This window comes from Xanthomonas sp. NCPPB 3442 (assembly GCF_056725145.1).
Map to the genome: position 1 here is coordinate 2,910,251 of NZ_CM161514.1, position 22,578 is coordinate 2,932,828.

General features: G+C 65.8%; 20 protein-coding genes. 9 read left to right on the forward strand and 11 right to left on the reverse strand.

Features of this window, described 5'->3' with window-relative positions:
* Positions 1 to 11 precede the first annotated feature (11 nt).
* Complete coding sequence (locus AC1POX_RS12685) at positions 12 to 992, reverse strand: PA3715 family protein (protein ID WP_457853338.1); 981 nt, start codon at positions 990 to 992, stop codon at positions 12 to 14.
* 5 nt (positions 993 to 997) lie between these two features.
* Positions 998 to 1,564 (reverse strand): elongation factor P, encoded by a 567-nt coding sequence (gene efp / locus AC1POX_RS12690; protein WP_007962665.1) that lies wholly within the window; start codon positions 1,562 to 1,564, stop codon positions 998 to 1,000.
* A 102-nt stretch (positions 1,565 to 1,666) separates the two neighbouring features.
* Here efp and epmB point away from each other — a divergent pair, with 102 nt between their 5' ends.
* Positions 1,667 to 2,695 (forward strand): EF-P beta-lysylation protein EpmB, encoded by a 1,029-nt coding sequence (gene epmB, locus AC1POX_RS12695; protein WP_218558194.1) that lies wholly within the window; start codon positions 1,667 to 1,669, stop codon positions 2,693 to 2,695.
* Positions 2,696 to 2,794: 99 nt separating this feature from the next.
* On the opposite strand, the gene AC1POX_RS12700 is transcribed toward epmB, so the two are convergent.
* Genes AC1POX_RS12700 through AC1POX_RS12710 form a run of 3 tightly spaced genes read right to left on the reverse strand, consistent with a single transcriptional unit; the run spans position 2,795 to position 6,654 of the window.
* Complete coding sequence (locus AC1POX_RS12700) at positions 2,795 to 4,912, reverse strand: putative bifunctional diguanylate cyclase/phosphodiesterase (RefSeq protein ID WP_008573449.1); 2,118 nt, start codon at positions 4,910 to 4,912, stop codon at positions 2,795 to 2,797.
* Positions 4,909 to 5,838 carry a phosphate/phosphite/phosphonate ABC transporter substrate-binding protein gene (locus AC1POX_RS12705; RefSeq protein ID WP_033478490.1) on the reverse strand — a complete coding sequence of 310 codons (930 nt, stop codon included), beginning with the start codon at positions 5,836 to 5,838 and terminating at the stop codon, positions 4,909 to 4,911. The genes AC1POX_RS12700 and AC1POX_RS12705 overlap by 4 nt, the downstream gene beginning before the upstream one ends.
* A 51-nt stretch (positions 5,839 to 5,889) precedes the next feature.
* Positions 5,890 to 6,654, reverse strand: coding sequence for an RNA methyltransferase (locus AC1POX_RS12710; RefSeq protein ID WP_218502041.1), 765 nt, complete (start codon positions 6,652 to 6,654; stop codon positions 5,890 to 5,892).
* Positions 6,655 to 6,771: 117 nt separating this feature from the next.
* Here AC1POX_RS12710 and AC1POX_RS12715 point away from each other — a divergent pair, with 117 nt between their 5' ends.
* Positions 6,772 to 7,605 (forward strand): inositol monophosphatase family protein, encoded by an 834-nt coding sequence (locus AC1POX_RS12715; protein WP_005913068.1) that lies wholly within the window; start codon positions 6,772 to 6,774, stop codon positions 7,603 to 7,605.
* A 207-nt stretch (positions 7,606 to 7,812) separates the two neighbouring features.
* On the opposite strand, the gene AC1POX_RS12720 is transcribed toward AC1POX_RS12715, so the two are convergent.
* Positions 7,813 to 8,424, reverse strand: coding sequence for a superoxide dismutase (locus AC1POX_RS12720; RefSeq protein ID WP_003486056.1), 612 nt, complete (start codon positions 8,422 to 8,424; stop codon positions 7,813 to 7,815).
* Between the two features lie 251 nt (positions 8,425 to 8,675).
* Here AC1POX_RS12720 and AC1POX_RS12725 point away from each other — a divergent pair, with 251 nt between their 5' ends.
* Both AC1POX_RS12725 and AC1POX_RS12730 read left to right on the forward strand, forming a co-directional pair.
* Positions 8,676 to 9,116 carry a guanyl-specific ribonuclease gene (locus AC1POX_RS12725; RefSeq protein ID WP_122272990.1) on the forward strand — a complete coding sequence of 147 codons (441 nt, stop codon included), beginning with the start codon at positions 8,676 to 8,678 and terminating at the stop codon, positions 9,114 to 9,116.
* A complete protein-coding gene (locus tag AC1POX_RS12730; protein WP_008576164.1) occupies positions 9,113 to 9,538 on the forward strand; it encodes a barstar family protein in 426 nt (141 codons plus the stop codon). The genes AC1POX_RS12725 and AC1POX_RS12730 overlap by 4 nt, the downstream gene beginning before the upstream one ends.
* Positions 9,539 to 9,828: 290 nt before the next feature.
* Here the strand turns inward: AC1POX_RS12730 and AC1POX_RS12735 are convergent, their stop codons facing one another.
* Positions 9,829 to 11,718, reverse strand: a complete 1,890-nt coding sequence (locus AC1POX_RS12735; protein ID WP_057681915.1) for an ATP-binding cassette domain-containing protein — start codon at positions 11,716 to 11,718, stop codon at positions 9,829 to 9,831.
* A gap of 110 nt (positions 11,719 to 11,828) precedes the next feature.
* Between AC1POX_RS12735 and dbpA the strand changes: the two genes are divergently transcribed.
* Positions 11,829 to 13,205 (forward strand): ATP-dependent RNA helicase DbpA, encoded by a 1,377-nt coding sequence (dbpA, locus tag AC1POX_RS12740; RefSeq protein WP_372356226.1) that lies wholly within the window; start codon positions 11,829 to 11,831, stop codon positions 13,203 to 13,205.
* A gap of 101 nt (positions 13,206 to 13,306) precedes the next feature.
* Here dbpA and AC1POX_RS12745 read toward each other — a convergent pair whose 3' ends face one another.
* Both AC1POX_RS12745 and AC1POX_RS12750 read right to left on the reverse strand, forming a co-directional pair.
* Positions 13,307 to 13,867, reverse strand: a complete 561-nt coding sequence (locus AC1POX_RS12745; protein WP_014090366.1) for an adenine phosphoribosyltransferase — start codon at positions 13,865 to 13,867, stop codon at positions 13,307 to 13,309.
* 94 nt (positions 13,868 to 13,961) lie between these two features.
* Positions 13,962 to 15,518: a protein adenylyltransferase SelO gene (locus AC1POX_RS12750; protein WP_372356227.1), complete on the reverse strand. Its 1,557-nt coding sequence runs from the start codon at positions 15,516 to 15,518 to the stop codon at positions 13,962 to 13,964.
* A gap of 281 nt (positions 15,519 to 15,799) precedes the next feature.
* Between AC1POX_RS12750 and AC1POX_RS12755 the strand changes: the two genes are divergently transcribed.
* Positions 15,800 to 16,675 (forward strand): alpha/beta hydrolase, encoded by an 876-nt coding sequence (locus AC1POX_RS12755; RefSeq protein WP_014090368.1) that lies wholly within the window; start codon positions 15,800 to 15,802, stop codon positions 16,673 to 16,675.
* A 213-nt stretch (positions 16,676 to 16,888) separates the two neighbouring features.
* Here the strand turns inward: AC1POX_RS12755 and AC1POX_RS12760 are convergent, their stop codons facing one another.
* Both AC1POX_RS12760 and AC1POX_RS12765 read right to left on the reverse strand, forming a co-directional pair.
* Positions 16,889 to 17,587, reverse strand: a complete 699-nt coding sequence (locus AC1POX_RS12760) for a glutathione S-transferase (protein WP_011347740.1) — start codon at positions 17,585 to 17,587, stop codon at positions 16,889 to 16,891.
* Between the two features lie 171 nt (positions 17,588 to 17,758).
* The gene (locus tag AC1POX_RS12765) at positions 17,759 to 17,968 is read right to left on the reverse strand and encodes a cold-shock protein (RefSeq protein ID WP_008576153.1); all 210 of its coding nucleotides are present in this window, start codon (positions 17,966 to 17,968) and stop codon (positions 17,759 to 17,761) included.
* A gap of 552 nt (positions 17,969 to 18,520) precedes the next feature.
* Between AC1POX_RS12765 and AC1POX_RS12770 the strand changes: the two genes are divergently transcribed.
* The 3 genes from AC1POX_RS12770 (at position 18,521) to AC1POX_RS12780 (ending at position 22,533) form a co-directional block, all read left to right on the forward strand.
* Positions 18,521 to 19,069: a YaeQ family protein gene (locus AC1POX_RS12770; protein WP_005923173.1), complete on the forward strand. Its 549-nt coding sequence runs from the start codon at positions 18,521 to 18,523 to the stop codon at positions 19,067 to 19,069.
* Positions 19,066 to 20,247, forward strand: coding sequence for a BaiN/RdsA family NAD(P)/FAD-dependent oxidoreductase (locus tag AC1POX_RS12775; RefSeq protein ID WP_008576149.1), 1,182 nt, complete (start codon positions 19,066 to 19,068; stop codon positions 20,245 to 20,247). Before AC1POX_RS12770 ends, AC1POX_RS12775 begins: the two co-directional genes overlap by 4 nt.
* 216 nt (positions 20,248 to 20,463) lie before the next feature.
* Positions 20,464 to 22,533: a GGDEF/EAL domain-containing response regulator gene (locus tag AC1POX_RS12780; RefSeq protein ID WP_008576147.1), complete on the forward strand. Its 2,070-nt coding sequence runs from the start codon at positions 20,464 to 20,466 to the stop codon at positions 22,531 to 22,533.
* The last annotated feature ends 45 nt before the right edge of the window (positions 22,534 to 22,578 follow it).

The following is a 22,578-nucleotide window of genomic DNA, read 5'->3' on the forward strand; positions in this document are numbered from 1 at the left end:
ATCCATTGAAGTTAGTTGCCGAACGGCCAGGAGTCGTCGGAGCGTGACACAGGCGCATACCGCGTGCCGTCGTAGCGCAGCACCTGGCGCTGGCGGTGCGTGCGCTCGATGTCGTCTGCATCCTCGACGGTGGTGGAAGTCACCAGGTTGGCAGTGACTGCGATGTCGGCATAGCCCGTGTGGACCGGCGCGTCCATCGACAGGGTGAGCGTGCCGCGTTCGGTCACCACACCCGTCGCGCCCCAGTTGCACGGTTCGCCTTTTACCCGCCGCCAGACAGTGAGATCCCGCTGCAGCACCGGGCGCAACCGGCGCTGTTCGCGCACCAGCAAGGTCAATGCATCGTTGCTGTCGAAATCCGGACAACTGGGCCCGCGCGCAACGCTGTGCACCACCACGCCAACCGCACGCACGCCCTGCGCCAGGTCATAGCGTGCGGTATCCAGGCGCAGACTGTCGGCAGCAAGTTCGAAGCCGGCATCTTCGCCCATGTCCTGCGTGTACAAGGCAACGACCTGGGCAGTACGGGCATCGAGCATGGCAACGCGCAACTCAAGGTTGCGTTCGCCTGCCTCGGTGGTGGCATCGCTGGCGAACGCAATGGCCGCCAGTCGTATCGATGGGTCGTACGGCCACGGCTTGCAGGTCTGTGCCACGGCATGGTCGACCGGCACCGCCCCTGCGGCGCCGGACACCGCACCAGCTGCCACCGCCGCCACGCTTTGCGCGTCGCAGGCAGTGGCGGCGGCGGTTTGCGCAAGCACCGGACACGCCGCCAGCAGGCCGCTCAGCCCGGCCAGCAACGCGACGCACGCGGCCGTCAGGTGCGAGCCAATGGCGCACGGGACCGGCAGTGCACGCGTGGCCCATGCAGATTCCAGACACCGGCCGCCCAAGCCTGGCAACGGCGCAGTCGTTTCTTCGGCTGCTCCTGGCGTCGTCAGGACACTGGCGCTGCGTACTGCTCGACCGGACCGGCGTCCCAAGCGCATCTGGATTACTTGACGCGCGCCGAGTATTCGCCCGAACGGGTATCGACCTTGATGATCTCGTCCTGGTTGACGAACAGCGGCACGCGCACCACCGCGCCGGTTTCCAGCGTGGCCGGCTTGCCGCCGCCGCCGGAGGTGTCGCCGCGCACGCCCGGATCGGTCTCGGTGATCTTCAGCTCGACGAAGTTCGGCGGCTGCACCCAGATCGGGGTGCCGTTCCACAAGGTCACGATGCAGTCTTCCTCGCCCTTGAGCCACTTGTCGGCGCCGCCCATGCCGGCCTTGTCGGTCTGCACCTGCTCGAAGGTTTCCGGGTCCATGAAGTGCCAGTACTCGCCATCGCTGTAGAGGTAGCGCATGTCGGTATCGACCACGTCGGCCACTTCCACATCGTCGGTCGCCTTCATGGTCATTTCGACCACGCGACCGGACTTGATGAAGCGGTACTTCATGCGGGTGAAGGCCTGGCCCTTGCCCGGCTTGACGTATTCGGTCTCGGTGATGACCGCCGGCTCGTTGTTGACCAGGATCTTCATGCCGTTCTTGACGTCGTTCATGCCAACAGTGGCCATGGTGCAGCTCCTCGATAAGACCACGACCCGCCACGCGGTAGCAGGTCGGATTAGAATGGGGCGCCCGCCGCAACCGGCGGGCATTTGGTTTTGTGACCGCACATGATAACCGCAGCCCCCCTCGCCTTACAGCCATCCCCGCCCCCCGCCCTGCAGCCAGCGCGCTGGCAACAGCAGTGGCGCGACGCCGTGCGCGACCCGCGCGTGCTGCTGCAGCTGCTGGGCCTGGATGCGCAAGCGGCGGCAATCAGCGCTGCCGCCGCCGCCCAGTTTCCACTGCGGGTGCCGCGCGCCTTCGTGGCGCGCATGCGCCATGGCGACCTGCACGACCCGCTGCTGCGCCAGGTGCTGCCGCTGGATGCGGAAATGCAGCCGGTGCCGGGCTTCGGCCTGGATGCGGTGGGCGATGCCGCCGCCCGGACCGCTGCCGGGGTGATCCAGAAATACCGCGGCCGTGCCCTGCTGATCGCCACCGGCAGCTGCGCGGTGCACTGCCGCTACTGCTTCCGCCGCCACTTTCCGTATGCCGAAGAGACCGCTGCGCGCGATAGCTGGCGTGAAGCGGTGGCCGCGATCGCCGCCGACCCCGGCATCGAGGAAGTGCTGCTTTCCGGCGGCGACCCGCTCTCGTTGGCCACACCCAAGCTGGTCGAACTCACCGACGCCCTGGCGGCCATCCCGCATCTCAAGCGCCTGCGCATCCACAGCCGCCTGCCGATCGTGCTGCCGGAGCGCGTGGATGCGCCACTGCAAGCCTGGCTGCGCAGCCTGCCGTGGCCGGTGGCGTTCGTACTGCATGCCAACCATGCCAACGAATTCGACCCCGCGGTAGACGCCGCCGTGCAGGGGCTGCGCGATACCGGCGCACACGTGCTCAACCAGGCCGTGCTGTTGCGTGGCGTCAACGACAGCGTGGATGCGCTGGCGGCGCTGAGCGAGCGCAGCCTTGCCGCCGGCGTGCTGCCCTACTACCTGCATCAGCTCGACCGGGTCGCCGGGGTGGCGCATTTCGAGGTGGACGATGCGCGCGCGCGCGCGCTGCATGCCGAGCTGGCTGCCCGCCTGTCCGGCTACCTGGTCCCGCGGCTGGTGCGTGAAATCCCCGGCGATACCGGCAAGCGGCCGCTGTAACCGCCCGGACCTCAGCGCAACCGGTCGTAGGAGCGCACCCGGGCGCGATGGCGCTTTACCGGTAACGCCCGGTCGCGCTCAGGCGCGCTCCGAGGGCACTCACCCCGCCGCGATCAGCTTGACCATATCGGCCGGGCTCAACGGCCTGCTGAACCAATAGCCCTGCCCCAGGTCGCAACCGCGCTCGCGCAACAGATTGAATTGCGCTTCCTGCTCGATGCCTTCGGCAACCACAGTGATTCCCAGCGAGTGCGCCATGTTGATGATCGCGGTGGTCAGCGCCAGATCGTCCGGGTCGCGCTGCAGGTCGGCAACGAAACTCTTGTCGATCTTGACCCCGTCCACCGGCACCTGACGCAGATGGCTCAAGCCGGAGAAGCCGGTGCCGAAATCGTCCAGCCATACCTTCACGCCGGTGCGGTGCAGTTGGTCGAGCAGGCTGGCCGCCATCATCTCGTCGCCGATCACCGCGGTCTCGGTCAGCTCCAGATGCAGGCGCGCGGCCGGCAGCCCCGACTCGGCCAGGCACCCGGCCACGGTGTCGATCAGCGCACCGCTGCGCAGTTGCCGCGGCGAAACATTGACCGACACGAACAAACCCTCGCCCACCACTGGCCACTGCGCCGCCTCCAGGCAGGCCGCGCGCAGCACCTTGGGGCCGATCACTTCGATCAGGCCGCTCTGCTCGGCAATATCGATAAAGGTGGACGGCGCGATCGTTCCCAGCGCCGGATGCTGCCAGCGCAGCAGCACCTCCACGCCCACCAGCACACGGTCGCTGGTGCGGTAGATCGGCTGGTAGACCAGGCGCAGCTCGTCGCGTTCCCAGGCCCCGCGCAACTCGTGCTCCATGTGCACACGGCGCTCCACCGCGTGATCGGCGGCGCGGCTGTAGAAGCGATGGCAGTTCTTGCCGGCGACCTTGGCCTGGTACATGGCGATGTCGCCGTTCTTCAGCAGCGCGGTGGCATCGCGCGCATCATCGGGGAACAGCGTGATGCCGATCGAGGTCCCCAGGAACACCTCGCGGCCCTGCACGTTCAACGGCCGGCTCAGTTCGTGCACCAGCCGGTCGGCCAGTTGCGCCGCCAGCAGGCTGACATCGCCGCTCTGCAGCAGGATCACGAACTCATCGCCGCCAAAGCGCGCCAGAATCGCATCGTCGCCGCCCAGCGCGGCAACTGCGCGGCTGATGCGGCTGGCGAACTGCAGCAAGGCCTCGTCGCCGGCCTCATGGCCAAGCGTGTCGTTGACGCGCTTGAAGTCGTCGATATCGGCAAACAGCAAGGCCAGCTTGCTGTCGGTGCTGCGCGCGGTGTGGAGCAGATGATCCAGACCCTCGCGAAAGCCCAGCCGGTTGGTCAGCCCGGTCAACGCGTCGGTGTAGGCCATGTGCCGCACTTCGCGGTCGTGCCGGGCGATGCTTTCGCTCATGCGCCCGAACGCGGAAATCAACTCGCCGATCTCGTCGTTGCGGGGGTGCGGCGGCAGCTGCACCGCGTAGTCGCCCCGTTCGATCTGCCTTGCCGCTGCCGCCAGCAACCGAATCGGCGCCACCAGCGTGCGCTGCACGTAGATGGCCAGCAACACGCCCAGCCCGACCAGCGCAGCCAGCAGGACCAGCAACCACCCCAGATCACGCTTGCCGATGGCGTTGAGGTTCTGCACCAGGGTGAGATTGGCGCCGGATTCGATCTTGCGCACCCGCTCGCGCGACATGCCCACGCGCACGCCACCGATGCGCTGGTCGCCGATCTTGATCGGCACCGTCACATCCAGCACCTCCGGCGAGGACTGCAACACCATCGCCTGCGCCGCCAGCGCCTTGGCGGCGAGCGGATCGGTCATGGCCTGCCCGTAACGCTGCAAGGTCGGCGTGCCGTCATGCACCAGCCGGCCATGGCGGTCGAACACCAGCACATAGCTCACCACCTGCTGGCGCGAGGCATTGCGCACCAGCGCCCCCACCGCGCCCAGGTCCGAGTAATACAAGGGGTTGGCCAAGCCGGAAGCCAGCTCGGTCGCCAGCGTTTCGCCGCGCGTGCGCAGGCTGCGATCGAACAGCTCGTGCAGGATCTGCGCACTCAAGCCGCGCACCTCGCGCTGCATCGCGCTTTGTCGCTGCAGCAGCGAAGCCAGGATCGCACCGACCAGCAGCAGCGTCAGCGCCATCACCAAGAGAAAGCGTGCCTGCAAGCCGAAGCGCACCTGAGTCATTCCACGTGATCCCTGACGCGTTGCACGCCCGCGCTCAACTCTTGCAGACGTCGGCGGCTAGCGGGATCCAGCGGATGGAACCCGGTAGTGTCGAAAAAGCGCTTCAGCGCCGGGCCCGCCTTGGGGTCGGAGGCGGCCTGCAGCAACACCACCCGCAGACGCTGCTCCACGGCCGGGTCCATTCCTGCGCGCACCATTTCCACCGCGCGCGGCACCGGCGCAGTGCGGTGCACGATGCGGAAGTCGCGCTTGAACACCGGTGGCATGTGGCGTTCGTCGTCCCAATCGACGTTGCTGAGCGCGCCCACGTCGATCAGATGTTTGTGCACGAACGCGGCAACGTTCAATTTCGACCCCACCATCAGATAGCCGGCCGATCCGCGTGCCGGGGTGTCGTCGGCCGACAGCAGCACATCGCATGCGATGCCGTTGCGCAGCAGTTCGAGCACCGGTAGCAGGTAGCCGCTGGTGGACGAGGCGTTCTGCAATGCCAGGGTATGGCCGCGCAACTGCGACAGCGACTGGATCGGGCTGTCGCGGCGCACGAAGAACACCGTGTGGAAGTCGCGCAGTCCGCCACGCTCGGTCATGAGCAAGGGATGCGCGCTGCCGCGCTGTTCCAGCAGCATCGCCGCACCGGTCGTTTCGCTGACCCAATCGACCCGGCCGCGCCGCAGATAGCTGGACATCTGGCGCGCATCGGGCGCCATCAGGATTTCGCCGCGGCGGATCCCGACCTCGCGCATGCGCGGCACCACGTAATCCAGCAAGGGCTTGAGCTGCTCGTAATGGCTGGCGGGATCATCGCTGATCCGTCCAAGCACCAGGACCGAGGAAGGCGCTGCCGCAGCCGTCACGGCCAAGCCTGCCCCGGCAATCAGCCAGCAGGCAATCAGACACCATCGTAGACCGCGCAAAACGGACACTCCCCTAGAGCCGCGGACAGCCTAGCCGAATCTTTGAAGATGTGACAGACGTCAGTTTCCGGCCTGCTTGGCAAGCATGGCCATGCGCTGCGCATCGGACAGGATGCCGCGAATCAGCCGCACCTCCTGCTCGGTCATCTCTGCGCGCAGCAACAACCGGCGCAACTTGCGCATCGCCGACTCCGGCGCACGGCCCTTGTGGAAGTCGATCTCGTCCAGCGTGTCGCCCAGCTGGCCGAACATCCCTTCCAGCTGTGCGTGGCTGGCCGGCCCGTCGCGCAAGCCCGGAGCCGCTGCCGGCGCGCGTTCGGCCTGGCCTGCCGCCAGCTGCGCCAGTCGCACTTCGTACGCCAGCACCTGCACGGCCGCGGCCAGATTGAGCGAACTGAACTGCGGATCGGAGGGAATGTGGACCGCGGCGTGGCACAGCTGCAGCTCGTCGTTGGTCAGACCGGTACGCTCGCGGCCGAATACGAAGGCCACCTCGGCCGGCTCGCCCGCCTTGGCCAGAGCACGCTGCGCGCCCTCGTCCGGCAGCAGTTCTTCCAGCGCCACCCGGCGCGCGCGCGCAGTGCAGCCAATCACCAGCGTGCAGTCGGCCACCGCCTCGCCCAGTGTCGCGAAGATCGGCGCCTGGCTCAGCACGTCTTCTGCGCCGGCCGAGCGCCGATAGGCGTCTTCGTCGAGTGCGCGCTCCGGCGCCACCAGCACCAGGCGCGAAATCCCCATGGTCTTCATCGCACGCGCTGCAGCGCCGATGTTGCCTGGATGCTGGGTACCCACAAGAACAAATCGGATGCGCTGGCTGACGGACATGAACGGAGATCGGGAAGCTGTTCGGCCGTAGATGGTAAACTGCGCGGCCGGCTTTCGCGCCGGACCGCTCTTTTACCTTCGCCATTGTCCGATTCTGCCTTCACGGGAGCTTTCACCATGCAGAAACCCGCCGTCACCGTCATGGTCAAAGCCGCCCGCCTCGCCGGCAATGTGCTGTTGCGCGGCATCAACAAGCTCGATGCGCTCAATGTGGTGCAGAAAGGCCGCATGGACTACGCCAGCGAAGTCGATGCCGATGCCGAGAAGGTCATCATCAAGGAACTCAAGCGCGGCTACCCCGAGTACGCCGTGTTCGGCGAAGAAGGCGGCGTGCAGGGCGGCAAGAGTGGCCGCTACACCTGGGTCATCGATCCACTGGACGGCACCAGCAATTATCTGCGCGGCTTCCCGCACTACTGCGTGTCCATCGCACTGGTGGAAAATGGCGAACCGACCGATGCGGTGATCTTCGACCCGCTGCGCAACGAGCTGTTCACTGCCAGCCGCGGCGCAGGCGCGGTGCTCAATGACCGCCGCATCCGTATCGCAGAGCGCAAGGATCTGGAAGGCGCAATGGTCCACACCGGCTTCCCGCCGCGCGAGCGTGCGCGCGCCAGTGCGCAGCTCAAGTGCGTGGATGCGCTGCTGGTGCAGGCCGAAGACGTGCGCCGCACCGGCTCGGCAGCGCTGGACCTGGCCTATGTGGCCTGCGGCCGCGCCGACGCCTATTTCGAAGCGGGCGTCAAAGCCTGGGACATCGCCGCTGGTGTGCTGCTGGTACGCGAGGCCGGTGGCCGCGTTTGCGACTACAAGGGCGCCACCCCGCCGCGCATGGACAACATGGGCCCTGAGACGCAGCAAATCGTGGCCGGCAACATCAAGATCAGCGACGCGTTGCAGAAGGTCATCGTCAACACCGGCTACGCCCGCGAGTTCGACGCCAAGTTCTGATCGACCCGTTCGCACTACCGCTGCCCGGCAGACATCGGAGCACGCCCGAGCACGGAGGCTTCCCTGCAAAGCCTCTCGCGACCGGGGTCTATCCACAGCGCACCTACTCACAGCGCAGTAAACGTACAAGGCCGGGATCGCTCCCGGCCTTGTGCGTTGGGTGCCGCTGTCACAGCGCTAGGCAGTGCCTGGCGCCGGTGCAGGACCTCAGGCGATCGCGGCGTGGTAGCGGCGCTCGACTTCTTCCCAATTGACGGCGTTGTAGAACGCGCCGATGTATTCCGGGCGACGGTTCTGGTACTTCAGGTAGTACGCGTGTTCCCACACGTCCAGACCCAGGATCGGGGTGTTGCCCTCGAACAGCGGGCTATCCTGGTTGGCGGTGCTTTCCACAACCAGCTTTTTGTCGGGGGTCACGCTCAACCACGCCCAACCCGAGCCAAAGCGGCTGACGGCGGCCTTGGTGAAGGCTTCCTTGAATTTCTCGAAACCACCAAGATCCTTGTCGATCGCCTTGGCGACCTCGCCCTTGGGCTCGCCGCCACCGTTGGGCGACAGCACGGTCCAGAACAGGGAATGGTTGGCGTGGCCGCCGCCGTTGTTGCGCACCGGGCCCTGCAGGTTTTCCGGCAGGCTCTTCAGCTTGGAGACCAGTTCTTCGATCGGCAGATCGGCGTACTCGGTCCCTTCCAGCGCCGCGTTGACGTTGTTGATGTAGGTCTGGTGATGCTTGGTGTGATGGATTTCCATCGTTTGCGCATCGATGTTCGGTTCCAGCGCGTCGTAGGCGTAGGGCAACTGCGGAAGGGTGTAAGCCATGCGTATCTCCTGGACTTGCCGCCCGGCGAAGACCGGGCGTTGCGGGGTGAATGGTAAGGACGGCGGCAGCGGTTACCAAGGGTGCTGGCAGGGAAACTTCATCCCATCGCATGCCGCACGATGTTCGCCGCACACCTTGCACCAGGTCCCGGTTACTTGGGCGTGAACCGTCCCGGCGCCGGCCACGTTCAAAGTCGACACAGTCGCGCATCGGCATACTTGCTCTGCCGTACCCATTTCGGACCGTCTTCATGCGCAAGCCCGCTTTGCTCGTTGTCGCCATCGCGCTGCTCGTCGCCGGCCTGTGGGGCATGCGTGCGATGCAGACGCCCAAGCCGCAGTTCGCGCCGCAACTCAACGCCCCGATCGCCGCGGACACGCCGACGCGCGAGGTGCCGCGTCTGCCCGCCTTTCTGCCGACCGAGGCGATGGCCACCATCGTGCTGATCCAGCGCGGCGGCCCGTTTCCGCATCCGCAGGATGGCGGCGTGTTCGGCAACCGCGAGCATCGCCTGCCCGAACGCCCGCGTGGCTATTACCGCGAATACACTGTCGATACCCCTGGCAGCCCGGATCGCGGCGCGCGCCGCATCGTCACCGGCGGCACCCCGCCCGGGGCGTGGTACTACAGCGACGATCATTACCAGAGCTTCAAGGCCTTCGATGGCCCGACCCCGGACCAGGCGCCATGAACGCTGGCGACTTCGCGCTGGATCTGTCCGATCCGCAGCAGTCGGGGGTGTATCAGGCCGAGACCGACGATCTGGACACCATGGCAGCGCTTGCGCGCGATGCCGGCCTACGCATCGTGCGCGTGGATCTGGCCGCCTGCAGCGACAAACGCATGCTGCTGATGCGCCTGGCCACGCAACTGGATTTCCCGGCCAGCTTCGGCCGCAATTGGGACGCGCTCAGCGATGCCCTGCGCGACCTGGCGTGGCTGCCTTCGCCACATGGCTATGCGCTGCTCATCGACGGCGCCCAGGCGCTGGCCAGCACGGCACCCAACGACCGCGACACCTTGCTGGACATCCTCGATGAAGTCGCCAACGCCTGGGCAGCACGCGGGCTGACCTTTGCCGCGTTCGTTGCGCCCGCAAGCGCCTGCGACTGAGAGCAGCCAACAGCACGCCTGCGCAGCCGGCCGAGCGGACACGCCTGGCGCCGGCACCACATGCCCAGTGCAGAAGCGATGGCTGCCTGCATGCCGCCCGCACCGACCTGATGAGCGCTCGCGATGTTTCCCAGGCACCATGCGGCGCTGTCGATCAGCGCTGGTATTTCCGGCGAACACGGATCGCTACGCACCCGCATCGGCCTGCATCCAGGCGCGATGGCAGACCACCATCGCCCTTCGTCGCGCCAGACGCGCGAACGGCACGCATTGCGCGTGCCGACCGACGATCAACTATCCAGCTCGCTCCAGCGCGCGTACGCCGCATCCAGGTGCTTTTGCGCATCGGCCAATGCTGCGGTGTGGGCCGCCATCGCCGCACTGTCGCGCTGATAGAAGGCCGGCTCGTTCATCGCCTCGGTGAGCGTGGCCACTTGCTGCTCCAGCGTCTCGATCAGGGCCGGCAGTTGCTCCAGCTCGCGTGCATCCTTGTAGCTGAGCTTGCGCTTGGGAGCGGTGTCCGCCGGCACTGCAGCCACGGGCGCGGTCGCCACCGCAGTGGCCGATGCCTTGGCCATCGCCATCGCATTGCCGACCGGCGTACGGCGCTGGCGCAGCGAATCGCTGTAGCCGCCGACGTAATCGCCGATCAGGCCATCGCCCTCCATCACCAGCGTGGAGGTCACCACGTTGTCGAGGAAGTCGCGGTCATGGCTGACCAGCAACAAGGTTCCGCTGTATTCGCCCAGCAATTCTTCCAGAAGCTCCAGCGTTTCCACGTCCAGGTCGTTGGTCGGTTCGTCCATCACCAGCAGGTTGGACGGCTGCGCGAACAGGCGTGCCAGCAGCAGGCGATTGCGCTCGCCACCGGACAGGCGCGTGATCGGCGCGCGCGCGCGCTCGGGCGTGAACAGGAAATCCTGCAGATAGGCATGCACGTGCTTGCGCTTGCCGTTGATTTCCAGGAAATCGCGGCCTTCGGCTACGTTTTCGATCGCGCTCCAGTCTTCGCGCAGGGTGGAACGGTATTGGTCGAAATACGCAATCTGCAGATTGGTACCGATGCGGATTTCGCCCTGCTGCGGCTGCAGATCGCCCAGCAACAGCTTGAGCAAGGTGGTCTTGCCGCTGCCGTTGGGGCCGATCAGGCCGATGCGGTCGCCACGCTGGATGATGGTGGAAAAATCCTTGACCATCGTGCGCGCACCGAACGCGAAGCCAACCTCCTTGGCCTCGATCACCTTCTTGCCGGACGACTCGCCCTGCGAGACTTCCATGCGCACGTTGCCGGTGAGCTCGCGCCGCTGCACGCGCTCGTTGCGCATCGATTCCAGGCGCCGCACGCGGCCCTCGTCGCGGGTGCGCCGCGCCTTGATGCCCTGACGGATCCAGATCTCTTCCTGCGCCAGCAACTTGTCGAAGCGCGCATTCTCCTGCGCCTGCGCATTGAGCCGTTCCTCGCGGCGGCGCTCGTAGTTGGCCCAGTCGCCCGGCCAGCTGGTGACCTGGCCGCGATCGATCTCGACGATGCGGGTGGCCAACGCACGCAGGAAGCGCCGGTCGTGGGTGACGAACAGCACGCTGCCGCTCCAGCCCTTCAGGAAGGTTTCCAGCCAATCGATGGCTTCGATATCCAGATGGTTGGTCGGTTCGTCCAGCAGCAGCACATCCGGCGAGGACACCAGCGAACGCGCCAACAGCACGCGTCGCTTCATACCGCCGGACAGCCGCGCGAACTCCGCATCGCCGTCCAGTTCCAGCTTGGTCAGCGTCTCGGTGACGCGTTGATCCAGCGCCCACCCGTCGGCCGCATCGATCTTGGCCTGCACCTTGCCGAACGCATCGGCGTCGAACACCTCGGCATGGCTGAGCTGATGGAATTCGGCCAGCCAATGACCCAACTCGCCCAGACCATCGGCCACCACGTCGAACACGCTGCCGCCGGTCCCTTGCGGTACCTCCTGCTCCAGCCGCGCGATGCGCACGCCCTGTTGCACGCGCACTTCGCCGTCGTCGGGCTTGAGCTCGCCGGCGATCAGTTTCATCAAGGTCGATTTGCCGGCGCCGTTGCGGCCGATCAAGGCGATACGCTCGCCCGGCTCGATCGTGAGGTCGGTTTTTTCCAGCAACAAGGGGCCGCCGACGCTGTAGTCGACGCTTTGCAGAGTGATTAAAGGCATGGCGCAATTGTACGGGATTGGTGATTGGGGATTCGGGATTGGCAAAAGCGCACGCTGTCACGGTGACGAATCCCGAATCCCTACTCCCCAATCCCGGGCTAAAATGCGCCATGAACGAATTCTCCGCGCTGCCGCTGTCGCCGGCCCTGGCCCCCGGCATCGACGCCCTTGGCTACACCGTCCTGACTCCCATCCAGGTGCAAAGCCTGCCGCCGATCCTGCAGGGGCTCGATGTCATCGCCCAGGCGCCGACCGGCAGCGGCAAGACCGCCGCGTTCGGGCTTGGCCTGCTGCAAAAGCTCGACCCTGCAGTGACCCGCGCACAGGCGCTGGTGCTCTGCCCCACCCGCGAATTGGCCGACCAGGTCGGCAAGCAGCTGCGCAAGCTCGCCACCGGCATTCCCAACATGAAGCTGGTGGTGCTCACCGGCGGCATGCCGCTGGGCCCGCAGTTGGCCTCGCTGGACGCGCACGACCCGCAAGTGGTGGTGGGCACGCCCGGTCGCATCCAGGAACTGGCCCGCAAACGCGCCCTGCATCTGGGCGGCGTGCGCACGCTGGTGTTGGACGAGGCCGACCGCATGCTCGACATGGGCTTCGAAGAACCCATCCGCGAGATTGCCAGCCGTTGCGACAAACACCGCCAAAGCCTGCTGTTTTCGGCCACGTTCCCGGACAGTATCCGCACGCTCGCACGCGAGCTGTTGAAGGAGCCGGTTGAGGTCACGGTGGAAGGCGCCGATAGCGCACCGGAGATCGATCAGCAGTTCTTCGAGGTCGACCCGACCTATCGGCAAAAGGCCGTTGCCGGCCTGCTGCTGCGTTTCAATCCCGAGTCCAGCGTGGTGTTCTGCAATACCCGCAAGGAAGTGGACGAGGTGGCTGGCTCGCTGCAGGAGTTCGGCTTCTCCGCACTCGCGCTGCACGGCGACATGGAACAGCGCGACCGTGACGAAGTGCTGGTGCGCTTCGTCAACCGCAGCTGCAACGTGCTGGTGGCCAGCGACGTGGCCGCTCGCGGGCTGGACGTGGAAGACCTCTCGGCGGTGGTCAACTACGAGCTGCCCACCGATACCGAAACCTACCGCCATCGCATTGGCCGTACCGCACGTGCCGGCAAGCATGGACTGGCGCTGAGCCTGGTCACCCCGCGCGAAACTGCCCGCGCGCAGGCACTGGAAGCCGAACAGGGCCAACCCTTGAAGTGGTCGCGTGCGCCGCTGGCCACCGCGCGCCCGGCGCAACTGCCGCAGGCGGCAATGACCACCTTGCGCATCGATGGCGGCAAGACCGACAAGCTGCGTGCCGGCGACATCCTGGGCGCCCTAACTGGCGAAGCCGGGCTCTCGGGCGCGGCAATCGGCAAGATCGCCATCTACCCTACCCGCTCCTACGTGGCCATTGCCCGCGCGCAGGTCGCCAAGGCGCTGGCACATCTGCACGCAGGCAAGATCAAGGGACGCCGGTTTCGGGTCAGCAAGCTCTGAACGCAGCGCGGCCGGCGTCGCGCCGGCCGCCTATGTTTCAGCAGCAGCAATCCTGGATGCGCGCACGTCCACGCATCCAGGGTCGCTTCCAGCGCTTGGACTCAGTAAGAAAGTGTCGCCAACAGCGGCACATCGTTCGCCCATTTCTGGCGACCCTGCAGCACCTGCAATTCCACCAGCACGGCTGCGCCAACGACTTCCAGTTCGAGTTGGGCAGCAAGCCCCAAGGCCGCACGCAGCGTGCCGCCGGTGGCCAGCACGTCGTCGACAATCAGTACGCGCGCCCCGCGTGGCAGCGCATCCTCATGCATTTCGATGCGATCGGTGCCGTACTCCAGCGCGTATTCCTGGATCAGCGTGCGCCCCGGCAGCTTGCCCGGCTTGCGCACCGGCACGAAGCCGGTCCGCAGTTCGCGCGCCAGGGCAGCGCCCAGAATGAAACCGCGCGCCTCGATACCCAGCACCGCATCCAGCGGCGTGGTGCGCCACGGCTGCGCCATTTCGTCCAGCGCAGAGGCGAAATCCGGGCCGTCCGACAGCAACGGGGTAATGTCCTTGAAGACGATGCCCGGCTTAGGGAAATCGGCGATGTCGCGAATCCGCTCTGACCAATGGTTGGGTCCGGAAGTCGTGGTGCCGGCGCAGCGGCTGCAGTCAGTCATGAGGGCGGTGGCGTGGTGGCCGGTGGAGTTGCGCCTATTCTAGGCTGCGCACGCCATCCACGCCGGATTTACGGCATACCTGCATCTGAGCGCGTCAGGAACTGCACGACAGCATCGAACACCCGGCGCGATCGCGTGCCCAGTCCGGCCGCCGCGCCGCAAATGCGTCGCGCCCGGGCTGATCGTCGTAAGGGCGGCGCATGACTTCCAGCAACTCCTGCACCCCGGACGGGTCACCCTGCTCGGCACGGTCGATCGCCTGCTGCGCCAGATAATTGCGCAACACATAGCGCGGGTTGGCCAGGCGCATGCGCGCGCGCCGCTCTTCCGGCAACAGCGGATCCTGCTGCAGGCGCGCGGCATAGCGCTGCAGCCATTGCTGCAGCTGCGGCGCATCCGCCAGGCGTTTGTCTTCGTCGTAAAAGGCGTCGCGCAGCTGCGCGGGGTCCGGATGTTCGGGCGACAGGTCGATGAGCCCACGGAAGGTCAGCGTCATGTCCATCTCGGATTCGCGCATCAGGGCGCGCAGCGCGTCGATCAGCTGCAGATCCTCGTCGCGACACTCTGCCAAGCCCAGCTTGGCGGCGGTGTCGCGCCGGTCGCACGCCAGGTAGGTATCGCGAAAACGATCCAGCCCATATTGCAGCAGGGCCTGGTCGGCAAACAGCGGCGCCAGCGCCTGGGCAAGCCGGCCCAGGTTCCAGTAGGCCACTTGTGGCTGGGTGCCGAAGCGATAGCGCCGCCCCTGCGCGTCGGTGGTGTTGGGCGTCCAGTCCGGGTCATAGTCGTCGACCCAGCCATACGGGCCGTAGTCGATGGTCAGACCGAGGATCGACATGTTGTCGGTATTCATCACCCCATGCACGAACCCGACCCGCATCCAGTGCGCCACCATCACCGCGGTACGCTCGCAGACCTGCGCAAACCAGTCGGCGTAGAGCGCCTCGCTGGCACCGGCCAACGCCGGGAAATCGCGGGCGATGGTGAAATCCACCCACTGCTTCAGCAATGCGATATCGCCGCGTGCGCTGGGCAATTCGAAGTTGCCGAAACGGATGAACGAAGGCGCCACCCGGCACACGATCGCGCCCGGCTCGCGCTGCGGGTGGCCGTCGTAGAACATGTCGCGCACCACCGCCTCACCAGTGCCGACCAGGCTCAATGCACGCGTGGTCGGCACGCCCAGATGATGCATGGCCTCGCTGCACAGGAATTCGCGGATCGACGAGCGCAATACGGCGCGCCCATCGGCACTGCGCGAATACGGCGTCGGGCCGGCACCCTTGAGCTGCAATTCGTAGCGCCCACCGTCAGTTCCGATCGCCTCGCCCAGCGAAATCGCCCGCCCGTCGCCAAGCTGTCCGGCCCAATGCCCGAATTGATGCCCACCGTAGTTGACCGCCCAAGGCTGCATTCCCGGGTACAGCGCGTTGCCGCCGAACACCTGGGCGAACTGCGCACTGGCGATCTCGGCCGCCTCCAGGCCCATCACCTGCGCCATCTCCGCCGAATGCGCGATCAGGTACGGAGCGGCGACCGGCGTCGGCAAGACTGACGACCAGGCCGCGCCCACCTCGCGCCGGCGCGCCCCCTCTTCCGGGTCGCCAGGCAGCTGTTGACGCAGACGATTATCGAAGTGCAAATGTGTCATGCCGGCAAGCCTAGGCCACCGGCGGTGAACCTGACATGGGCGAAGCCGCATCCGGCGCTGCGTGCGTACCGTATCTTCACTCGCTTGGCGTGTGCCGAGCGGGCTCGTCCTGCACATGCTTGCGACGTGCGATAGCGGCTAATGGCCGCCGGCTGCCGATCAGATGCGAACCAGACAGAGGCGAACGTTGCCGGGACGCCACTCTCTGGTCTGCACTTGCCGGCCTGTTGCGTCCGTGCCTGGTCCCCACCACCCTTCCTGCCCCCGTACCGATATTGCCCATGCCTTCGCGCGCTTCCCGCTGGTTCCGTCCTGCCCTCCTGTTGCTCGGTTCGTTGACCATGACGGCCTGCAGCAGCGTCTTTTTTGGTGGCATCAATGCCGCATCCAGCCGATCGGGCATCGTCGAGCATCGCGACCAGGTGTTCGATTCCGCGCACGGCCTGGCGCTGGATGTCTACCAGCCGCGCGGCGCAAGCGACGCGCCAGTGGTGGTGTTCTTCTACGGCGGCACCTGGAAGCGCGGTTCACGCGCCAACTATCGCTGGGTGGGGCGCGCACTTGCGCGCCAGGGCGTGGTGGCGATGGTGGCCGACTACCGCAAGTATCCGCAGGTCGGATTACACGGTTTCATGTCCGACGCGGCAGGCGCCACCGCATGGAGCTACCGCCACGCGCACGAGTACGGCGGCAACCCGAATCGCCTCGCGGTGATGGGTCATTCGGCAGGCGCGCATATGGCCGCGTTGCTTGGCACCGATGCCCGCTGGCTGCAGGCGCAAGGTCTCAAACCTCACCAGTTGTGCGGCGTGGTAGGCCTGGCCGGGCCGTACGACTTCATGCCGATGACCGATCCCGAATTGGTCGAAATCTTTGGCGATGCGCCGGCAGCGCAACGGCAATCGCAACCGGTGCGTTACGTCGGCGGCGACGAACCGCCCATGTTGCTGCTGCATGGCGATGCCGACCGCGTGGTCGAACTACAGAACAGCGTCTCGCTGCAGCAGGCGCTCAAGCGCGAAGGCGGCAGTGCCGAACTGAAGGTCTACCCCGGCATGGGCCATCTCGGCATCCTGCTGGCGCTGCGCAAATCGCCCGAGCGCTCGCAGGTGCTGAACGATACGCTGCAGTTTGTGCGCCAGTGCCGGGTGCCCTGAAGCGCAATCCGCCCTGACGTCGCTGGGGATTGAGTGACTGCTGCGAACGGCTGATGGGCAGCGATACCGACGACTGTGTCGCTGGGTAGCCATTCGGATCCGGAATGAGCGGAATACATCGCGATGAGAGACGCCATGTCGTAGCAGCAGACAGCGGGCGAAACACAGTCCCGCCCACCTACTCGCACCCCGCTCTCCCTACTCCCCGATGCCTCAATTGGCCGGCTTGCTTCCCATCAGCTCGAACGGGCCGCCTTTCTTCAACGCAGCCTGATACGCCGGACGCGCTTGGATCCGCTGCAGAAACGCGTGCAAACGCGGGTATTTCTCCAGACCGCCGCCGCGTGCGGCCGCCGCCTGTACGGGGAAGCTCATCTGGATGTCGGCGGCGGTGAAGCGTTCGCCAGCGAACCAGTTGCCGGCCTGCAACGACTGCTCCATCCAGTCCAGATGCAAGGTGAGCTGCGGCCCGACGAAGCCCGACATCGCCTTGTCCACGATCGCACGTGCGATGGGCTTGGCGAAGAACGGCATCGGCGCGCTGCGGATGCGACCGAAGATCAGCGTCATCAGCAACGGCGGCATCGCCGAGCCTTCGGCGTAATGCATCCAATAGCGAAACTGCAGGCGCTCGGGCGAATCCAGCGGCCGCGGCGATGGCGACAGCGCGCACTCGGTGTCGTAGCGCTCGGTCAGGTACTCCAGGATCGCCCCAGATTCGGCCACCACCAGATCGCCGTCGACCAGCACCGGCGATTTGCCCAGCGGATGGATCGCGCGCAGCGCCGGCGGCGCCAGCATGGTCTTGGGGTCGCGTTCATGGCGCACGATCTGGTAAGGCAGCGCCAGTTCTTCCAGCAGCCACAGCACGCGCTGGGAACGGGAATTATTGAGATGGTGGACAGTGATCATGAGATAGCTGCGCGCGGAAAGCGCACATCCTACCGATCCAGGCGTCGTCGCTGTGCGCAAGCAGCGCCTGGTGGACGCGCCAGCGAGGCTGACCGCCTGTCGTGCAGACAATAAAAAACGCCAGCCGCTTGCACGGCCGGCGTTTTTGGCAACCCTAAGGTTGCAGGCGGATTAGACCGCCTGCACCTGGTCAGCCTGCATGCCCTTCTGGCCCTGCACGGCGACGAAGGTGACCTTCTGGCCTTCCTGCAGCGACTTGAAGCCGGTGCCCTGGATGGCGCGGAAGTGCACGAACAGGTCCGGGCCGCTTTCCGGGGTGATGAAGCCGAAGCCCTTGGCATCGTTGAACCACTTCACGGTACCGCTCTGACGCTCTGACATTTACTAACTCCTGAACTATTGATGGATAAATCGCAGCGTCCGAAAAGCCGGAGCTGAGACTGAGTTGCAGGCGTTGGTAAAGCGGAACGATGAAGCGAGATCTGTAACGATCCGGCTGCACCAGGCCACGATTCACGGTGACCCTTGCAAACACAGTGCGTGCACAGTACTCGTGTTTTCTGCAAAAAGCGACACCCTGCGTCAAATCTTTTGCAGTCGGGTCCAATCCGACGGCCTGTCGGGACTGTCCCCATCCCAATTGGCCGGATGCCACTGCCTGACGCCCCCACAGCTGCGCAGATCATGGGGGCCGTTAACGACACCTGCCCGGCCATGGTCCGCGACGTCCTGGACCGCGCCTCAGCGCCTGTCGCCCCGCCGTGCCCCTTGCAGCCAACCGGCCTCTGAGCCAGGCCCACCCTGCCCTTGCTCGTACCATCCAGCTGTCAGCCAGCCCAGACCCGGCCGACAACGCACCTCTGCCAGATGCGGGCGACACCCGGCGCATGAACCGGCCGCGTATCATGAGCGCCCTTTGCAACCGGCATCCTGATGGCCCTCACCGCCACCGTCCGCAGGGCGGAACTTCAGATCAGCGACATGGACCGCGGCTATTACGCCAACCATTCGCTGACCCTGGCCCAGCACCCTTCCGAGACCGACGAGCGCCTGATGGTGCGGCTGCTGGCGTTCGCGCTATTTGCCGACGATCGTCTGGAATTCGGCCGTGGCCTCAGCAACGACGACGAGCCGGACCTATGGCGGCGCGACTACACCGGCGACCCGGATCTGTGGATCGACCTCGGCCAGCCGGACGAAAGCCGCGTGCGCAAGGCCTGCAACCGCTCGCGCGAGGCGGTGGTCATCGGCTACGGCGGCCAGGCCACCGAAACCTGGTGGAAAAAGCACGCCAACGCCATGGGCCGGTACCGCAATCTGCGCGTGATCGAGCTCGACTCGCAGGCCACCGAAGCGCTGGGCGCACTGATCCAGCGCGGCATGCGGTTCGACGTGATCATCCAGGACGGCGAAGTGCAGATGCTGGCCGACCACGGCAGCGTCACCCTGACCCCGATGGTGCGGCAAGCCCCGGCCGAATGAGCATGCGTTGCGACGTGCTGGTCATCGGCGCCGGCGCTGCCGGGCTGATGAGCGCCTTCACTGCCGGCCAGCGTGGCCGCAAGGTGGTGGTGATCGATCATGCCAACAAGGTCGGCAAGAAGATCCTGATGTCCGGTGGCGGGCGCTGCAATTTCACCAACACCGGCACCACGCCTGGCAACTTCATTTCGGCCAATCGGCATTTCTGCAAATCCGCCCTGGCGCGCTACAGCCCGGCGGATTTTGTGGAGATGGTCGAACGGCATGCCATCGCCTATCACGAGAAAGAGCTGGGCCAGTTGTTCTGCGACATCTCCTCCAAGCAGATCGTGCGCATGCTGCTGGACGAATGCGATGCGGCCGGCGTGCAGATCCGCACCCAGTGCGACGTGCTGTCGGTCCAGCGCGGCAGCGACGGCTTCCAGGTCCAGACCAGCCAGGGGTGCGTGCAGACGCACTCGTTGATCGTGGCGACCGGCGGGCTGTCGATTCCCAGCATGGGGGCCAGCGGCTTCGGCTATACCCTGGCCAAGCAGTTCGGCCATGCGCTGCTGCCCACCCGCGCCGGGCTGGTGCCACTCACATTGAGCGGCAAGCATCAGGAGCGTCTGCAAGCGCTGTCTGGGCTGGCGTTGCCGGTCCAGGCGCAGTGCAACGGAGTCAGCTTTCGCAATTCCATGCTGCTCACCCATCGTGGTGTCAGCGGCCCGGCGATCCTGCAGATCTCCTCGTATTGGCAGCCGGGCGACGATTTGCGGCTGGATCTGCTGCCCGGTCGCGATGCAGCGACGTGGCTGCGCGAACAAAAGCAGCAACGCGGCGCCACCGAGCTGCGCAACGTGCTGGCCGACGTGCTGCCGAAACGGTTTGCGCAACGCTTGTGCGAGCTCTGGCTGCCAGACAAGCCGGTGCGTCAGCTGGATCCGCCGCAGCTGACAGCCGCCGCCGAGCTGCTCGGCAGCTTTCCGCTGATCGCCAGCGGCACCGAAGGCTATCGGACAGCTGAAGTCACCCTGGGCGGGGTCGATACCCAACAGGTCTCCAGTGCGACCATGGAGTCGCGCCTGGTGGCAGGCCTGTACTTTGTCGGCGAGGTACTGGATGTCACCGGCTGGCTTGGCGGTTACAACTTTCAGTGGGCGTGGGCGTCCGGCCATGCAGCGGGGAGCGTGGCGTAACGGCGATGGCGGGGGGCTCGCCCACCGATCAGGTCAGGCGCCTTGAACGCGCCGTCGCGGCATGGACAGCACGCAGTGAAAACGGTCGATGCGCGCCAGAAGGCATCTTCCACGCGCAAATATTGTTCTACGTCTCACACTTGATGCGGCATGCTCCACACACATGGACGTGTCAAACCCCTTCGTGTATTAAAGCCCGTCTCTAGGGAGCCGCGCATGCAAAAAGGCAAAGATCTCACCCTCCGCCTGATGATCGTCGACGACAGCGTGGAGAGTGCGGAGACCATCGTCACCGCGCTGCGCAATGGCGGCATTGCGGTGCGTCCATCGCGACCGCAAAGCCAGGAGGAACTGGCCAGCATGCTGTCGGGCCAGATCGATCTGGCCATCTTGGGTCAGGCGCAGCAGATCCCCATGAGCGCCTTGCAGACCCAGATTGCGGGCAGCGGCAAGGACATCCCGATCATCTTGCTGGCCGAGCGGATCGAAGAGAACGCCCTGGTCGAGGCCGCTTCGCACGGGGTGCGCGCCATTGCATTGCGCCACCGCCCCGCGCATTTGCTTGCACTGGTGCGCTCGGAATGGGACGACCTGCAGGCCCGCCGCGGACTGCGCCGCATCGAAGCGCAGATGCGCGAGACCGAGCGCCGCTGCGACGCACTCATCGCATCCTCGCGCGACCCGATCGCCTACGTGCATGAAGGCATGCATATCCGCGCCAACGATGCCTATCTGGAAATGTTCGGCTTCGAGTCGTTCGACGATGTCGAAGGCATCTCGCTGCTGGACATGATCGCCGCGCAATACGTCGACGATTTCAAACAGCTGCTCAAGGCGATGTCCAAGGGCGAACCGCCGCCGGCACAGTACAAGCTCGATGCACGCCGCGTGGAAGGCGACACTTTCCCGGCCACGATGGAGTTCGCCACCGCCACCTATGAAGGCGAGCCGTGCATCCAGGTGGTGTTCCGGCGCCGCGAGGAGTTCGACCCGGAACTGGCGCGCGAGGTCGAAGACTTGCGTCAGCGCGACCAGGTCACCGGCCTGCTCAATCGCCCCACCTTCATGGTGGCGCTGGAACAGGCCGTGGCACAGGCCGGCCGCAGCGAGGGCCAATCCGGCTTCCTGTTGATCGAGCCGGATCACTACGCACGCATCCTGCCGGAGTTCGGGCTGGATTCGGCCGATGCGCTGATTGCAGCGCTCGCCGCGCACGTGGCGAGCGTACTGGACGACAGCGTGTTGGCCGCGCGTTTCGGCGAACACAGTTTCGCCCTGCTGTTGAACGGAAATTACGCGCGCACGCATGCGCTGGCCGAGACCGTGCGCAATGCGTTCGCGCAGCATGTCGTCAGCGTAGGGACGCGCTCGGCCACGGTGACGGTCAGCATCGGCGGCGTGCAGATCGGCGAAAAGATCGCCAGCATCGGCCAGGTACTCAATCGCGGCACCGAGGCGGTGCGCACCACTGCCGAGCTCGGTGGCAACGCGGTCAGCATCTACGACCCGGCTGCGGCGGATCGGGCCGAAGAAGAACGCATCGAACGTTGGGTCGAGCAGCTGCGCGAAGCGCTGGTCGGCGACGGTTTCCTGCTGCATTACCAGCCGGTGCTCAACCTGCAAGGCGAGCCGCTGGAGCTGTACCAGGCCTTCCTGCGCCTGGAACGCAATGGCGAAATGATGTCGCCGAACGCGTTCATGGCCATCGCCGAAGAGCACGACCTGGTCACCGAAATCGACCGCTGGGTGGTGGCGCGGGCCATCCGGCAACTGGGCGAACGCCAACGTGCCGGGCACAAGACCCATCTGCTGGTACGCATCGGGCCAAACTCGTTCTCGGACCCGCAGATGATCGACACCATCCGCGAGCAATTGGCGGTTTACGGTGTCCCCGGCGAACGGCTGTGGCTGCAGACGCCGGAGTCGAAGGTGTTTACGCACCTGCGCAACGCGCAGCAGTTCCTGGCGGCGGTGTCGGCGATGGATTGCAAGGTCGGGCTGGAGCAGTTCGGCTCGGGTCTGGATTCGTTCCAGTTGCTGGCGCATTTCCACCCGGCCTTCCTCAAACTGGATCGCGGCATCACCGGCGACATCGCCTCGGCGCGGGAGAGCCAGGAAAAGATTCGCGAAATCACCTCGCGGGCGCAGCCGGCCGGCATTCTGACAATGGCCGAGTTCGTCGCCGATGCGCAGTCGATGAGCAGCTTCTTCAGTGCCGGAGTGGACTACGTCCAGGGCGATTTCGTGGCACCGACCGGGCCATTGATGAATTACGAGTTCGGCTGAAAGCCGGCGCGCCCGCTCGTTCGCAACCTCGCTAAGCAACAAAAA